We start from the raw sequence: 16,311 nt of genomic DNA on the forward strand, positions 1-16,311 counted from the left end.
ATCACTCTATGAAAAACAAAATTTTACTAACCTTCCTCCTGATGGCAAGCATGTTGCAGGCCCAGGAACAAAAGCAAACGTACTCGTTTAGTTTGCAACAGGCCATTGATCATGCGCTGCAAAACAACTACTCGGCCATCAATGCCAATCGGGATATTGATGCCGCCAAGCAGAAAAAATGGGAAACCACCGCAGCGGGATTACCACAAATTAGCGGCAGCGCCAGTTATTTGAACAATTTCGATTTTACCTTGCAGGGTATTTCCGGAAATGCATTTAATCCAAGCGCGGATCCTAATACTATTAGTTTGGTAGCATTTGGCACAAAACAATCGATGACTTCCAGTCTGACGTTGAGCCAGCTGATTTTCGACGGTTCTTATATCGTTGCTCTTCAGGCTTCTAAAACCTATTTGAAGTACTATGAAAATGCGAAGCAAAAAACCAATGTAGACATCAAAGAAATGGTCATCAATGCCTACGGAAATGTGCTATTGGCAGAAGAAAGCATCGCCATTTTGGAAAAAAACAAAGCCACGTTATCCAAAACATTATCAGACACTCAGGAAACCTATAAAAACGGTTTGATCGAAGAGGAAAATGTGGAGCAGCTTCAAATTACATTGGCTTCTATCGAAAGTAATCTGAACAACACCAAAAGATTGTTAGATGTGGCTAATAAGATGCTGAAATTCACGTTGGGAATTGATGTTTCTTCCGAGTTAACCTTGACTGACAAATTGGATAATCTGACGGTTTCGAACTTAGATATGGCTTTGGGCCAAAACGGATTTGAAGTAACCAATAACATCAGTTATCAAATGGCTTCGAATTTTCAGGATCAAAAATCATTAGAATTAAAATTGCAAAGAAGTAAAGCGTTGCCAACACTTGCCGCGGCGGTTAACCTTGGTTACAACTCGTTTGCCAATGATTTTTCGTTTGCCGACAGCAAACAAAAATGGAATAAATTTTCCAACTTGGGTGTGAGTCTGAGTGTGCCTATCTTTAGTAGTTTCGGAAGAAGTGCCAAAACACAACAAGCCAAAATTGCTTTCGAACAAGCTAAAACCCAACTAACGCAAACCGAGCAACAGTTAAAATTGCAATACGAAAAAGCCAAAAGCGAATACGAATTCAGTATCGAAGAATATGCGACTTCCAAAAGCAACCTGAACTTGGCCGAGCGTATTGAGAAAAAACAACAAATCAAATTTACCGAAGGATTGTCTTCCAGTTTTGATTTCAGCGAAGCACAACGACAATTGTACACCGCTCAGCAAAACTATTTACAATCGATGGTCAATATCATCAACAAAAAAGCCGCTCTAGAAAAAATTACAAACAAAAACTAATCCAATATAACAATGAAAAAAATACTATACCTATCCGCATTTTCACTGTTTTTACTGTCTTGCTCGAACGCGAAGAAGCCTGAAAACATTGATGACTTAATCAGTGCCAAAAACGTAAAAGCACTACAGGAAAAGAAAGCTGCATTGCAGGCCGATGTAACCAAAATTGATGAAGCTTTAGCCACTTTAGATGTGAAAACCGATGAGGCTTTGGTTTCGGTGGCTACTGTAAAAGACACTTTGTTCAATCACTATCTTGACATTCAGGGAAGTGTTGATACCAAAGAAAATATTTTGGTACAACCGGAATTCAGCGGAACATTAACTTCGCTAACCGTTAAAGCCGGAGATCATGTGGCTAAAGGACAAATCTTAGGCCGCGTTGATGACGGTGGTATGAGCCAACAATTGGCCAACGCGCAAAATCAATATGCATTAGCAAAAACGACTTTCGAAAGACAAAAAAATCTTTGGGACAAAAAAATCGGTTCTGAAATTCAATATTTACAAGCGCAAACCCAAATGGTTTCGGCTCAAAAAGGCGTAGCACAAATTCAGGCCCAATTGGCTAAAACCGTTATCCGCGCTCCATTTACCGGAAGCATCGATGAAGTTTTTGTAGAAAAAGGGCAAGTAGTGGCGCCAAGTGCACAAGGTTTAATGCGAATTGTGAATTTGAGCAACATGTATGTCTCTACTTCTGTTCCTGAAACGTACATCGGCAAACTAAAAGTGGGTACAACAGTAGATGTTTTCTTAGCATCATTGGGCAAAACCTATAAAGGAAAAGTTCGTCAGGTGGGTAATTTCATCAATCCGAACAACAGAAGTTTTGGCATTGAAGTAAGTGTTCCCAATCCGGAAAATTTACTTAGACCTAATCAAGTGGCCAAATTAAAAATCGTGGATTATACCAATAAAAATGCGGTAGTTGTTCCAACGAACGTAGTTCAGGAAGATGGCGATGGCAATCACTATGTGTACACAGTTGAAGGTAGCAACGGCAAAACCGGAAAAGCTAAAAAAGTAATAGTAACCGTTGGAAAATCATCTGATAATGTTACCGAAATTTTAAGCGGTGTAGCGGCCAATGACATTATCGTAACCGAAGGTGTGAATAGCATCTCGGAAGGAATGAAATTAAATTTCTAATCAACCCAACCAAAGTAAAAAATGAGTCACCAAAGTAAAGAATTCAGTATATCAAGCTGGGCTGTTGACAATAGGGTTACCGTATACATCATAACGCTGCTTATCGTCGTTATGGGGCTTACGGCCTACATCACAATGCCTAGAGAAGATTTCCCGGAAATCATTGAAAACAAAGTATACATTTCGTCTGTTTTCCCAGGAAACTCAGCCGAAGATGTCGAGAAGTTAATCATCAAACCGCTCGAAAAAGAAATCAAAAACATCAGCCATGTCGATAAAATAACGGCTAGTTCGTTCCAGGATTACGGGATGATAGTCGTTGAATTTGATGACAAAGTGGGTATTGAAGAAGCCAAAACCAAAATCAAAGACAAAGTTGACATTGTAAAAGCGGATACCGATTGGCCTAATTTGGACAACGGCAGTAAGGTAGAACCTAGTGTTTTCGAATTAAACATTTCGGAAGAAGTGCCGATTTTGAACATCAATTTAAAAGGAAACTACACCACGCAACAGTTGAAAAGCTATGGCGAAAAACTACAGGATGACATCGAAGAAATCCCGGAAGTTAAAAAAGTAGACATCCTGGGTGTTGATGACAAAGAAGTAGAAATTGCCGTAGATATTTTCAAAATGACGGCGGCTCAGGTTTCGTTTGACGATATTCAAAATGCCGTGAAATATGAAAACATGACCATTTCCGGTGGAAATTTAATTTCACAAGGTTCGCGCAACAACATCCGTATTGTCGGTGAAATCAAAGACCCGATTGAACTGGAAAACGTTATTGTAAAACACAATGGCGGAACGGTTTATCTGAAAGATATTGCCAAAGTTTCGTTTAAGGAAAAAGAAAAAACGACCTACGCCCGTGAAAAAGGCAAAGAAGTAGTGATGCTGAATGTGAAAAAACGTTCGGGACAAAACATGATTTCCGCCATCGAACAGGTGAAAGAAAAAATCAAATTGGCTCAGGAAAATTATTTGCCAAAAGATTTGAAATTAGCCTTAACCGGAGACCAATCCTCCCGCGTTGAACACCAAGTAAACGAATTGTCCAACCACATCATTTTCGGAATTGTGCTGGTAATGATTGTATTGATGTTTACGATGGGATTGCGAAACTCCTTATTCGTGGGAGCCGCGATACCGTTATCCATGCTGATGGCGTTTACGATACTTTCCGCTTTCGGATTAACACTAAACACGATGGTGTTGTTCGGATTGGTAATGGGACTAGGATTACTGGTTGACGACGGAATTGTGGTGGTCGATAACGTATTTGCCAACATGAAGAAGGGCATGCCAAGGGTTCAGGCTTCCAAAATTGGTATTGGGGAAATTGCCTGGCCGGTAATTTCTTCAACTGCTACTACCTTAATGGCGTTCTTACCGTTCGCGCTTTGGCCGGGCACCATGGGTAAATTCATGATTTATTTCCCAATGACGCTTTCGGTAACCTTAGGAGCTTCCTTATTTGTGGCGATGGTTATCAATGCCGCTATGACCGGTGGTTCTATGGATATCGAAGATCGAAATGTAACCGCTAAATCGGCCAAAACCTACAGCATCATTTTCGGAATTACCGGATTGATTTTTGTCATCATCGGAAATGTAAACGATTCGTCATTTGCCAGAGCTATTGGGCATTTATCCTTAATTTCATTAGGATTAATGTGGTTGTACAAATGGAAAATGTACCAATGGACTCAGGATTTCCAACACAGTTTCTTCCCAAGATTAGAAGACCGATACAAACGCTTTTTGGCTAAAATCTTAAAAGGAAGAAATGCCTGGATGGCTTTAGGAGGAATTATTGCGATGTTATTTTTATCGATAATTTTATTGGGGGCTTTCCCAAGAAAAGTATTGTTCTTCCCGGATAATATCCCGAGACAGGTAATCACTTATATTGAATATCCGCAAGGAACTTCCATTGAAAAAACCAATACGGCTACTCTATTTGTTGAAAAACAAATCATCGATATCATGAAAAAATATATCGATCCAAAAACCAGTGAAAATTATTTGGCCGAAAGCATCGTTTCCCAAGTGGGAGTTGGCGCCGGAAATCCAAATGTGGATGCGGGTTCTGCTTCGGAAACCCCTTTTAAAGGAAAAGTAACTGTGAACTTTTCGGAATTCAAATTCAGAAGAGGCATCAATACTTCGGACGTTTTAGATGAAATTCGGGCGCGGGTAAAAGGAATTGCCGGAGCTAAAGTTACCGTTGAAAAAGATGCCAACGGGCCACCAGCCGGATATCCTATCAGTATTCAATTAACCGGTTCTGCGGGCGCTGATTATGATGTGATGCTGAAAGAAGCCGATAAAATGATTGCCTATATTGACAGTAAAAACATTCCGGGAATCGAACGTTTGAACGTTGATGTCAATAAAGAAAGTCCGGAATTGGAAGTAACGGTTGACCGGGTAAATGCTGGTAGTGCCGGAGTTACCACGGGTCAGTTAGGATTCAATTTGCGTCGTTCGGTTTATGGTCAGGAAATCTCAACTTTTAAAGAAGGCGATGACGATTACAACATTGTAGTCAGAATGCAGGAAGACCAACGCAAAAACGAAAACGTGTTGTTCAACCAATCGATGACATTCAGAAACCAAGGGAATGGCCAAATAGTACAAATCCCTATTTCTGCGGTGTCTCAAACCGAGAAAACTTATACGTATAACCAAATCAAACGAAAAAACTACAAACGTATTTTGACCGTTTATTCGAATGTATTGACTGGTTTTAACGGAGACGAAATCACTAAGCAAATTGGTACGGAATTAAAGAATTATCAGTTACCAAAAGGCATTACCTATTCGTTCTCGGGTGTGCAGGAAGAGCAAGGGAAAAATCAAAATTTCCTGATGTTTGCTTTGTTCCTAGCCATGGCTGGTATTACTATTATTATCGTGTTACAGTTTAATTCGGTATCCAAAACCATCGTGATTTTATTTACGGTATTGCTGAGTTTTAGTGGTGTTTTCTACGGTTATGTGATTGCCAACATGGATTTTGTCATTCTGATGACGATGATGGGAATCATTTCGCTGGCGGGAATTGTAGTGAAGAACGGAATCGTATTGATGGACTTCTTCGTCTTACTATTGGACAAAAAAGTAGCGGATAAAGCTGTTGAAAGCCATGACGATTTAACTTTAGACGAAATCAAAGAAGTCATTATCGAAAGCGGTAAATCGCGTTTGCGTCCGGTATTGTTAACCGCGTTGACAGCTGTATTGGGATTAATTCCATTGGCAATCGGATTGAATTTCGACTTCTTCGGATTGGTAACCGATTTGAATCCTCACTTATACATGGGTGGTGATAACGTGATTTTCTGGTCACCGTTAGCCTGGACCATTATTTTTGGATTGACTTATGCTACTGTATTGACTTTAGTAATGGTACCGGTCATGTTCTTCCTGGTAAAACGAACTAAATACTGGTTGCGCGACCGAAGAAATCACAGAAATGCCGTTGAAGCATAACATAATTTCGAATGCGATACAAAAAAAGGAACTCCAATGGAGTTCCTTTTTCATTTATGATGAATAATTAACTTTAATTTCTATTCACTAGCACCTCTTGTTTAACTGTTTTTACAGCGGCAATTCTGCTATTGGAATAATCTACTTCGCTTAGTGATTTGTCATTCCAGAAAAACCATTTGCCGGTTTTTTCTCCGTTGGCATATTCCCCAGTAGATTTTTTATTTCCTTGTTCGTCAAACGCTACCCATTTGCCTTCCAACTTTCCGTCTTTAAAATAACCCTGTTGTTGGATTTTTCCGTTATCGTAATAATAAGTAGCTTTCACTAAGTTTCCTTCTTGTTCTAAAACTGGTTTTACCGTTTGAGCAAAACTAAATCCTGAGATTAACAATGCTCCTAAAATCAATATCTTTTTCATAGCCGTAGGTTTTAATTGCTTAATAATTAGATAACAAAGTTACTAGTTATTTTACATTAAAAAAACTTTTACTTAACAATTTGGTAACATTGAGTGAAAACTTAACATTGGGATTTCTTTTTTAAGTCAAAAATTAAATCAAAATACACTCTTTTGAGCTTTAATTACTTGAAACAAAATAGTATTTTTGCACCCTAAATTTTAGGGAAGAATGTACAGAAGTCATAATTGTGGAGAATTAAACGCTACACACATCAACAAAGAAGTAACCTTAGCCGGATGGGTTCAAAAATCACGTGATAAAGGATTCATGGTTTGGGTAGATTTGCGCGACCGTTACGGAATTACGCAGTTAATTTTTGACGAACAACGAACAGACAAAGCGGTTTTTGACAAAGCAAAATCTTTGGGAAGAGAATTCGTAATTCAGGTAAAAGGAACTGTCATTGAGCGTGAATCCAAGAATGCTACTATGGCAACCGGTGATGTGGAAATTTTGGTTTCCGAGCTGATTTTATTGAATGCTTCCATCCTTCCTCCGTTCACCATTGAAGACGAAACTGACGGTGGTGAAGACATTAGAATGAAATACCGTTACCTGGATATTCGTAGAAATCCGGTAAAAAACTCGTTGCTTTTCCGTCACAAAGTGGCTATGGAAGTGCGCAAATATTTATCTGATTTAGATTTTTGCGAAGTGGAAACACCGTATTTAATCAAATCAACTCCGGAAGGCGCTCGTGATTTCGTCGTACCAAGCCGTATGAACGAAGGACAGTTTTATGCTTTGCCACAATCGCCTCAAACGTTCAAACAATTGTTGATGGTGGGTGGCATGGACAAATATTTCCAAATTGTGAAATGTTTCCGTGACGAAGATTTGCGCGCCGACAGACAACCGGAATTCACACAAATCGATTGCGAAATGGCTTTTGTGGAGCAAGAAGATATTTTAAATGTTTTTGAAGGATTGACAAGGCATTTACTAAAAGAAATCAAAGGCATAGACGTAGCAGAATTCCCAAGAATGACCTACGATTACGCTATGAAAACCTACGGAAATGACAAACCGGACATTCGTTTTGAAATGAAATTTGGTGAGTTGAATGCCGTGGCACAACACAAGGATTTTGGTGTCTTCAATTCGGCTGAATTAGTAGTTGGAATTGCGGCTCCGGGTTGTGCAGCTTATACGCGTAAAGAAATTGATGCTTTAATTGACTGGGTAAAACGTCCTCAAGTAGGAGCTTCAGGAATGGTGTATGTGAAATGTGAAGAAGACGGCACTTTCAAATCTTCGGTAGATAAATTCTACGACCAGGACGATTTGAAAAAATGGGCTGAAGCTACCAATGCCAAACCGGGCGATTTGATTTTAGTATTATCCGGGAATGCCAACAAAACCAGAACACAACTTTCTGCCTTGCGTATGGAAGTGGCCACAAGATTAGGTTTAAGAAAACCGGAAGAATTTGCACCGTTATGGGTGGTTGATTTTCCATTATTAGAATGGGATGAAGAAAGCGGTCGTTACCACGCAATGCACCATCCGTTTACGTCACCAAAACCGGAAGACATGAAACTCATTGAAACCGAACCAGGGAAAGTACGTGCCAATGCTTACGATATGGTATTGAACGGAAATGAAATCGGTGGGGGTTCTATTCGTATTCACGATAAAGACTTGCAAAGCCGAATGTTTTCTCTTTTAGGATTTACGCCCGAACAAGCGCAAGATCAATTTGGTTTCTTGATGAATGCGTTCCAGTTTGGTGCTCCGCCACACGGAGGTTTAGCTTTTGGTTTGGACCGATTAGTAGCCATCCTTGGCGGACAGGAAACCATCCGTGACTTTATTGCTTTCCCAAAAAACAATTCCGGACGCGATGTAATGATTGATGCACCATCAGTAATTGACAGTAGTCAGTTACAGGAATTACATATCAAACTAGACTTGACGCAATAAATATCAAATTCGCAACTTATTAGAAAGCAACTATTTAAATTTTCAGAAATAGTTGCTTTTTTTATTTTAATTTTTAGAATAATTCAAATACCGCATTGAAAATCATTCAATTATAATTAAAATTTCTTAAAAATATTTTAACTTTTTATTTGATTTTTGTTTGCTATGTCACAAATAAGTATATCTTTGGGCATTATTAATTATTTTTATATTACAAAATGCGCACAGGTAAAGTTAAATTCTTCAATGAATCAAAAGGTTACGGTTTTATTACTGACGACGAGACAGGAAAAGACATTTTCGTACATGCTACCGGAGTTAGATCTGAAAATCTAGCTGAAGGGGATAAAGTATCTTACGAAGAAGAAGAAGGTAGAAAAGGTAAAGTAGCAGCTCAAGTAGTAGCTATCGAAGACTAATATATATTATTTTTTGATTACCTAGAATGACTCAACGTCCCGAAAATTTTCGGGACGTTTTTTTATACCGCAACCTCGTTATTTAAAATCAGTTTAAATAAATGGTTTCCCAGAAGAATTACCAAACGTTTATCCCTTGATTTTTGTGAATTAAATAATGCGATGTATATTTGTGGCTATTTTAATTACTTCTAAATTTTAGCATTATGCAGTCCAATCAATTAGATTATATTCCCATCCTCATGCAGGCAGGTTTAGCGGTCGGATTTGTTGTCTTAACTATTATTGGCTCTAGCTTTTTAGGCCCAAAGAGACACTCTAAAAACAAGGATAAAAATTTCGAATGCGGAATAGAATCTGTCGGAAATGCCCGGATTCCATTTTCAGTAAAATATTTCCTGGTAGCCATCCTTTTTGTGCTTTTTGATGTCGAAGTAATTTTCCTTTATCCTTGGGCTATCAATTTCAAAGCGTTAGGAATGACAGGCATGATTAAAATGGTTATTTTTATGTTGTTGCTTTTAGTGGGCTTCTTCTACATTATCAAGAAGAAAGCGTTAGAGTGGGAATAAAAAAACAATTGCTATGAGTACTACAAAACCAAATATGGTCGCTCCGCCGGAAGGAGTAGTTGGTGAAGGATTCTTCGCTACAAAATTGAACGACGTTGTCGGATTGGCTCGTGCTAATTCCCTTTGGCCGTTGCCTTTCGCGACTTCTTGTTGCGGAATCGAGTTTATGGCTACTATGGCTTCTCACTATGATTTAGCGCGTTTTGGTTCGGAAAGAGTAAGTTTCTCTCCGCGTCAGGCCGATATGTTGATGGTCATGGGAACGATTTCCAAAAAAATGGCGCCGATTTTACGCCAGGTGTACGAGCAAATGTCAGAACCTCGTTGGGTTATCGCCGTTGGTGCTTGTGCTTCATCAGGTGGTGTGTTTGATACCTACTCCGTTTTACAGGGAATTGACAAAGTAATTCCGGTAGACGTATACGTACCAGGTTGCCCGCCAAGACCGGAACAAATCGTTCAGGGCGTAATGCAATTGCAGGAATTGGTGAAAAACGAATCGGTTCGCCGAAGAAATTCACCAGAATATAAAGAATTATTAGCTTCTTATAACCTATAACATGGCTTTAGAAACAGCTTATATACAAGATAAATTGACTCAGGCGTTCGGCAACAATGTGCTGAATTTTGAGATGAAACGCGATATTTTCACTTTCGAAGCTACGCCAAGTACCATTCACGAGGTGATTCGCTTTTTGAAAGAACAAGAGGATCTAAATTTTCACTTTCTTACTGATTTGGCCGGAATTCATTTCCCGGATAATGATGAGGAACACCAATTTTCAGTAGTGTATCAATTGCACAACTGGATTGAAAACGTGAGAATCCGTGTAAAAACTTATTTGTCAGATCCGGCAGAAGTAGATACCATAACTGATTTGTTCCTTTGCGCCAATTGGATGGAAAGAGAAGCGTGGGATTTCTTCGGAATCAATTTCAAAGGTCATCCACAGTTGAAACGAATTTTGAACATGGATGAAATGGTGTCGTTCCCAATGCGCAAAGAATTCCCGATGGAAGACAGCGGAAGAACCGATAAAGACGACCGTTTCTTTGGAAGAACACCAGTTAATAATTAAATAATTCAACATTATAAATGTCAGATTTATTATTACCACCAGAGCATCGCTATGCTAAAATCATAGAGCAAAGCCGAAATCAAGACGGAAGTGAATTTTCTATCTTGAATTTAGGACCAACGCATCCGGCCACTCACGGAATTTTCCAAAACATCTTATTGATGGATGGCGAAAGAATCATTGAAGCGGAGCCAACTGTAGGATACATTCACCGTGCCTTCGAAAAAATTGCCGAAAACCGTCCGTTTTACCAAATCAACGTATTGACCGACCGTATGAACTATTGTTCATCACCTATCAACAATATGGCGTGGTGGATGACAGTAGAGAAATTATTAAATATTGAAGTACCAAAACGTGCGCAATATTTAAGAGTTATCGTGATGGAATTGGCGCGTATTACAGACCACTTGATTTGTAATTCGATTTTAGGAGTGGATACTGGAGCCTATACTGGTTTCTTGTATGTGTTCCAATTCAGAGAAAAAGTATACGAGATTTACGAAGAAATTTGCGGCGCCCGTTTAACCACTAATATGGGAAGAATTGGCGGTTTCGAAAGAGACTGGTCGCCAAAAGCATTTGAATTGCTAAACACTTTCCTCGAAGAATTTCCGGTAGCCTGGAAAGAATTCGAAAACCTATTTGAAAGAAACAGAATTTTTATAGACAGAACTGTAAATGTTGGTGGCATCACCGCCGAAAAAGCTATGGCTTACGGATTTACAGGACCCAATTTACGCGCTGCCGGAATCGATTATGACGTGCGTAAAGCCGCTCCGTATTCTTCTTACGAAGATTTCGAATTTGATGTTCCTGTTGGAAAATCAGGCGATACGTATGACCGTTTTTGCGTTCGTAATGGCGAAGTTTGGGAAAGTTTGAGCATCATCAGACAAGCTTTGGCGAAATTGCCGGAAGGCCCAATCCACGCTGACGTTCCCGATTATTATTTACCGCCAAAAGAAGACGTGTACACCAACATGGAAAGCTTAATCTATCATTTCAAAATTGTGATGGGCGAAGTTCCGGTACCTGTGGATGAAATTTATCATGCCGTAGAAGGTGGCAACGGAGAATTAGGATTCTATTTAATTACCGACGGAAGTCGCACCCCATACCGATTGAAATTCAGAAGACCATGCTATATCTATTACCAAGCCTATCCGGAGATGATAAAAGGTGCCATGTTGTCTGATGCTATCGTTATTTTATCAAGTTTAAATGTAATTGCTGGCGAATTAGACGCTTAAGTAGTATGGAAAGATCACATATCAAACAAGAGATAAATATTACTGACACGTTGATGGCTCGCATCAATGAGTTGATCAGTCATTATCCTGCCGATAAAAAGAAATCAGCATTATTGCCGGTTTTGCACGAAGTTCAGGATGCTCACGACAATTGGTTGAGTATTGAATTGCAAAACAAGGTTGCTGAAATCTTAGAAATATTGCCAATCGAAGTATACGAAGTTGTTACTTTTTATACCATGTTCAACCAAAGACCAATTGGGAAATACATGTTCGAATTCTGTCAAACCGCTGCCTGTTGTCAAAACGGTGTGGAAGATTTGATGGATTATACTTGTTCTAAATTGGGCGTAGGCATTGGCGAACCCACTGCTGACGGCATGTTTGAAGTACGTGGCGTAGAATGTTTAGGCGCTTGCGGATATGCTCCAATGATGCAGTTGGGTGATTTCTATCAAGAACATTTGACGAAAGAGAAAGTAGACCAGCTGATTGCTGATTGCAAAGACGGAAAAATCACTTTACACGATAAATAATATCATGGGAAGAAAAATATTATTAGACAAAATAAACGTTCCGGGTATTAAAACCTATGAAGTATACCGTCGTGAAGGCGGTTATGCTTCGGTGGAAAAAGCCCTGAAAAAAATGACTCCGGATGAAGTAGTCGAAGAAGTAAAAACTTCCGGATTACGTGGTCGTGGTGGTGCGGGTTTCCCTGCCGGAATGAAATGGAGTTTTATCGACAAAAAATCGGGCAACCCAAGACACTTGGTGTGCAACGCCGATGAGTCGGAACCGGGAACATTCAAAGACCGTTACTTAATGGAATACATTCCGCATCTTTTGATTGAAGGAATGATTACTTCGAGTTATGCTTTGGGCGCCAACCTATCCTACATCTACATTCGTGGGGAATACATGTGGGTGTATAAAATTTTAGAAAAAGCCATCGCCGAAGCGAAAGCAGCCGGTTGGTTAGGCAAAAATATATTAGGCTCTGGTTACGATTTGGAATTATACGTTCAAATTGGTGGCGGAGCTTACATCTGCGGAGAAGAAACAGCCTTAATTGAAAGTCTGGAAGGAAAACGTGGCAATCCTAGATTGAAACCACCATTCCCTGCCGTGAAAGGACTTTGGCAAAATCCTACTGTAGTAAACAACGTAGAAACGATTGCGGCTGTGCCTTGGATTGTCAACAATTCGGGTGCTGATTATGCCGGAATCGGAATCGGTCGCTCGACTGGAACCAAATTAATTTCGGCTTCCGGAAACATCAAAAACCAAGGCGTTTTCGAAATTGAATTAGGGGTTTCTGTATACGAGTTTATGAATTCCGATGAATATTGTGGCGGAATGCAAACTGATCGCCCTTTAAAGGCTTTAGTTCCTGGAGGAAGTTCGGTGCCAATTTTACCGGCAAATTTAATCTACAAAACCGCTGCAGGCGAAGACCGTTTGATGACTTACGAAAGTTTGGCTGATGGTGGCTTTGCCACGGGTTCGATGTTAGGTTCAGGCGGATTTATCGTATACGATGACCGCGCTTGTATCGTTCGCAACACTTGGAATTTCTCAAGATTCTATCACCATGAAAGCTGTGGTCAATGTACGCCATGCCGTGAGGGAACGGGCTGGTTGGAAAAAGTATTGTGGAGAATCGAAAACGGACAAGGACGCGAAGAAGACATCGAATTGCTATGGAGCATCCAATCCAAAATAGAAGGAAATACGATTTGTCCTTTAGGTGACGCGGCTTCATGGCCAGTAGCTGCGGCTATTCGACACTTTAGAGATGAATTTGAATACCACATCCGTTTCCCGGAAAAAATTAAGAATAGAGATCACTTTGTGAATGAGCCTTTTGAAAAAGTAAAGCATTTAGTAGCAAAGGAAAATGTATAAAATGAGGTTGTATTTGTTCATATTATTATTGCCACTATTTGTCCATTCTCAAAAATTTGACGGATATGTGGTTACCAATACAAATGACACTATAAATTGTAAATATTTTGTTCCAACAAATATGTTTGACAAAACACTTTTAGAGGTCGCATCCATTCGTGATGAAATTAGTATATACAGTAAAGGTGAAAAAGCAAAATACACTTCTAAAGAGTTAAAATCTTTTTTAATTAAAGGAACTAAGTTTGGAGATTTAAAATTTGTGAGTCTTAAATATGATGATTACAATCGTTTTTACCACGAAGTAATAGTTGGGAAACTTATGTATTACAGATATTATTTAAGTGCTGCAGGAGCGCCAGTATTTGGAATTGGTTTTGGATTAAAGGACGGAAAATTTGTAGAATTACAAGGCCCTGATGTAAGAGAAAAATTGGGGGAATTTATTGTTGATTATCCAGAATTACATGATAAATGGATGAATCCAAAAAGTTATAAAGTAAAAAAATTAGAAGAAGTTATAAAACTATATAACGAACATTTTAAAAATTAAAAAGAGACCTTTCTAAAAATATAAACATGAAAGTAACCATAGACGGTCAAGAAATTGAAGTAGCACCGGGAACAACGATCCTGCAGGCTGCTCGTATGATTGGTGGAGAATCTGTTCCGCCAGCCATGTGTTATTATTCGAAACTAGAAGGAACCGGAGGAAAATGCCGTTGTTGTTTGGTGGATGTTACCAAAGGTAGCGAAGCCGATCCAAGACCGATGCCAAAATTGGTTGCCTCTTGTGTAACCGGTTGTCAGGACGGAATGGAAGTAGCGAGCAAAGGTTCGGACAGAGTTTTTGAAGCCCGTAAAGCCGTAACCGAATTTCTTTTGATCAATCACCCTTTGGATTGTCCGGTTTGTGACCAGGCAGGCGAATGTGATTTGCAGAATTTAAGTTTCGAACACGGAAAATTACAACAGCGTTTCATAGAAGAAAAAAGAACTTTCGAACCGGAAGATATCGGAGACAAAATTCAATTGCACATGAACCGTTGCATTGTTTGCCAACGTTGTGTGGAAGTGGCGGATCAATTGACCGACAAAAGAGTTCACGGGGTATTGAATCGTGGGGATCATTCGCAAATTTCAACTTGCATTTCTACAGCCATCGACAATGAATTCTCAGGAAACATGATTGATGTGTGTCCGGTGGGTGCTTTGACTGATAAAACGTTCCGATTCAAATCGAGAGTGTGGTTTAACAAACCGTTCAACGCGCACAGAGATTGTGATAAATGTTGCGGGAAAACGACTGTTTGGATGTTTGGTGACGAAATTCAAAGGGTAACCGCCCGCAAAGACGAGTACCATGAAGTAGAAGAATTCATCTGTAACACTTGTCGTTTCGACAAAAAAGACGTTGCGGATTGGGTAATCGAAGGGCCTCGTAAATTCGAGAAAGACTCGGTTATCAACCAAAATAAACATTACGGAAAATTAGACAAAGTAGTAATCGATACCGAAAAAGGCATCCTTCAAGGTAGAGACATCGACCGTAAAAAAATCAGTATGGCCGAGATTGAATACAATGAAAAAATAGACGGTAACCCAGTAAATTCAAAGAAAAATGGATAGTGCCTTTATTATAGAAAAAAGTGTTTTGATTGTCATAGTTTTTGCTGTGACGATGGTAATGGCGATGTATTCCACTTGGGCTGAACGTAAAGTAGCAGCTTATTTGCAAGACAGAGTTGGACCAAACCGCGCCGGTTGGGGTGGCTTATTACAACCGCTTGCCGATGGTATGAAATTATTTGCCAAAGAAGAATTTGAACCGGATACCAAAAATAAATTCCTATTCTTTTTAGGACCAGCCATTGCAATGAGTGCCGCCTTAATGACGAGTGCTGTAATTCCGTGGGGTGATAAATTAGAAGTCTTCGGAAGAACCGTTCAACTACAGGCGACCGATACCGACAGTGCTTTATTGTACATTTTTGCCGTAGTTTCTATCGGAGTTTACGGCATCATGATTGGAGGTTGGGCCTCGAACAACAAGTTCTCTTTGATGGGAGCCGTTCGTGCCGCTTCGCAAATGGTTTCGTATGAAGTAGCTATGGGATTATCGATGATAGCTTTGCTAATGATGACCGGAACCTTGAGCTTAAAAGAAATCTCTGCACAACAACACGGTTTGCATTGGAATGTGTTCTACCAACCGTTATCCTTTCTAATCTTTTTAATTTGCGCTTTTGCCGAAACCAACAGAACACCATTCGATTTAGCGGAATGTGAATCGGAATTAATTGGGGGTTATCACACGGAATATTCTTCGATGAAAATGGGATTCTATTTGTTTGCCGAGTACGCCAACATGTTCATCTCCTCCACCATTATTGCGGTTTTATTCTTCGGAGGTTACAACTATCCTGGCATGGGCTGGGCCTTAGAACATTGGGGGGTTAACATCGCCAACGTTATTGGAATCGGAGCTTTATTTATGAAATTGTGTTTCTTCATCTTCTTCTTTATGTGGATCAGATGGACGATACCGCGTTTTAGATACGATCAATTGATGAATTTAGGGTGGAAGATTTTAATTCCGCTTTCTATCGTCAATATTATGTTAGTAGGAATGGTTCTATTAAGAAGTGAAATTTTTGCCTTTTTTGGATTTAAATAGGAAAAGAAATT

Annotated in this window: 15 protein-coding genes; 14 read left to right on the forward strand and 1 reads right to left on the reverse strand. The window is 39.5% G+C overall.

The features are described from left to right. The first annotated feature begins 8 nt into the window (after positions 1 to 8). From V7D82_RS02010 to V7D82_RS02020, 3 genes are read left to right on the forward strand one after another with little or no spacing between them, the layout of a single operon-like run. Positions 9 to 1,355: a TolC family protein gene (locus tag V7D82_RS02010; RefSeq protein ID WP_333599301.1), complete on the forward strand. Its 1,347-nt coding sequence runs from the start codon at positions 9 to 11 to the stop codon at positions 1,353 to 1,355. 12 nt (positions 1,356 to 1,367) lie between these two features. Continuing rightward, entirely contained in the window at positions 1,368 to 2,507 is a 1,140-nt protein-coding gene (locus tag V7D82_RS02015; RefSeq protein ID WP_333599302.1) for an efflux RND transporter periplasmic adaptor subunit, read from the forward strand. Positions 2,508 to 2,528: 21 nt separating this feature from the next. Then, positions 2,529 to 6,005 (forward strand): efflux RND transporter permease subunit, encoded by a 3,477-nt coding sequence (locus V7D82_RS02020; protein ID WP_333599303.1) that lies wholly within the window; start codon positions 2,529 to 2,531, stop codon positions 6,003 to 6,005. A gap of 73 nt (positions 6,006 to 6,078) precedes the next feature. Here V7D82_RS02020 and V7D82_RS02025 read toward each other — a convergent pair whose 3' ends face one another. Continuing rightward, the gene (locus V7D82_RS02025; protein WP_333599304.1) at positions 6,079 to 6,426 is read right to left on the reverse strand and encodes a toxin-antitoxin system YwqK family antitoxin; all 348 of its coding nucleotides are present in this window, start codon (positions 6,424 to 6,426) and stop codon (positions 6,079 to 6,081) included. A gap of 211 nt (positions 6,427 to 6,637) precedes the next feature. Between V7D82_RS02025 and aspS the strand changes: the two genes are divergently transcribed. The 11 genes from aspS to nuoH all read left to right on the forward strand — a co-directional run bounded on the left by aspS (position 6,638) and on the right by nuoH (position 16,300). Next, on the forward strand, positions 6,638 to 8,392 hold the full coding sequence (aspS, locus tag V7D82_RS02030) for an aspartate--tRNA ligase (RefSeq protein WP_333599305.1): 1,755 nt from the start codon (positions 6,638 to 6,640) through the stop codon (positions 8,390 to 8,392). A gap of 218 nt (positions 8,393 to 8,610) precedes the next feature. After that, positions 8,611 to 8,811, forward strand: a complete 201-nt coding sequence (locus V7D82_RS02035; protein WP_333599306.1) for a cold-shock protein — start codon at positions 8,611 to 8,613, stop codon at positions 8,809 to 8,811. A gap of 206 nt (positions 8,812 to 9,017) precedes the next feature. Beyond that, complete coding sequence (locus V7D82_RS02040) at positions 9,018 to 9,383, forward strand: NADH-quinone oxidoreductase subunit A (protein WP_333599307.1); 366 nt, start codon at positions 9,018 to 9,020, stop codon at positions 9,381 to 9,383. Positions 9,384 to 9,396: 13 nt separating this feature from the next. Beyond that, complete coding sequence (locus V7D82_RS02045) at positions 9,397 to 9,942, forward strand: NADH-quinone oxidoreductase subunit B (RefSeq protein WP_284652651.1); 546 nt, start codon at positions 9,397 to 9,399, stop codon at positions 9,940 to 9,942. A gap of 1 nt (position 9,943) precedes the next feature. Further along, complete coding sequence (locus V7D82_RS02050) at positions 9,944 to 10,462, forward strand: NADH-quinone oxidoreductase subunit C (protein WP_333599308.1); 519 nt, start codon at positions 9,944 to 9,946, stop codon at positions 10,460 to 10,462. Between the two features lie 17 nt (positions 10,463 to 10,479). Then, the gene (nuoD, locus tag V7D82_RS02055; RefSeq protein WP_333599309.1) at positions 10,480 to 11,715 is read left to right on the forward strand and encodes an NADH dehydrogenase (quinone) subunit D; all 1,236 of its coding nucleotides are present in this window, start codon (positions 10,480 to 10,482) and stop codon (positions 11,713 to 11,715) included. Between the two features lie 5 nt (positions 11,716 to 11,720). Continuing rightward, entirely contained in the window at positions 11,721 to 12,251 is a 531-nt protein-coding gene (locus tag V7D82_RS02060; RefSeq protein ID WP_333599310.1) for a complex I 24 kDa subunit family protein, read from the forward strand. A 4-nt stretch (positions 12,252 to 12,255) separates the two neighbouring features. Then, entirely contained in the window at positions 12,256 to 13,623 is a 1,368-nt protein-coding gene (gene nuoF, locus V7D82_RS02065; RefSeq protein WP_333599311.1) for an NADH-quinone oxidoreductase subunit NuoF, read from the forward strand. A gap of 13 nt (positions 13,624 to 13,636) precedes the next feature. Further along, positions 13,637 to 14,176: a hypothetical protein gene (locus V7D82_RS02070; protein WP_333599312.1), complete on the forward strand. Its 540-nt coding sequence runs from the start codon at positions 13,637 to 13,639 to the stop codon at positions 14,174 to 14,176. 26 nt (positions 14,177 to 14,202) lie between these two features. Next, complete coding sequence (locus tag V7D82_RS02075; RefSeq protein WP_333599313.1) at positions 14,203 to 15,252, forward strand: 2Fe-2S iron-sulfur cluster-binding protein; 1,050 nt, start codon at positions 14,203 to 14,205, stop codon at positions 15,250 to 15,252. Next, positions 15,245 to 16,300 carry an NADH-quinone oxidoreductase subunit NuoH gene (gene nuoH / locus V7D82_RS02080; protein WP_333599314.1) on the forward strand — a complete coding sequence of 352 codons (1,056 nt, stop codon included), beginning with the start codon at positions 15,245 to 15,247 and terminating at the stop codon, positions 16,298 to 16,300. Before V7D82_RS02075 ends, nuoH begins: the two co-directional genes overlap by 8 nt. The last annotated feature ends 11 nt before the right edge of the window (positions 16,301 to 16,311 follow it).

The sequence above is a fragment of the Flavobacterium sp. genome (assembly GCF_036741995.1).
In the GTDB taxonomy this organism is placed as follows: Bacteria; Bacteroidota; Bacteroidia; order Flavobacteriales; family Flavobacteriaceae; genus Flavobacterium.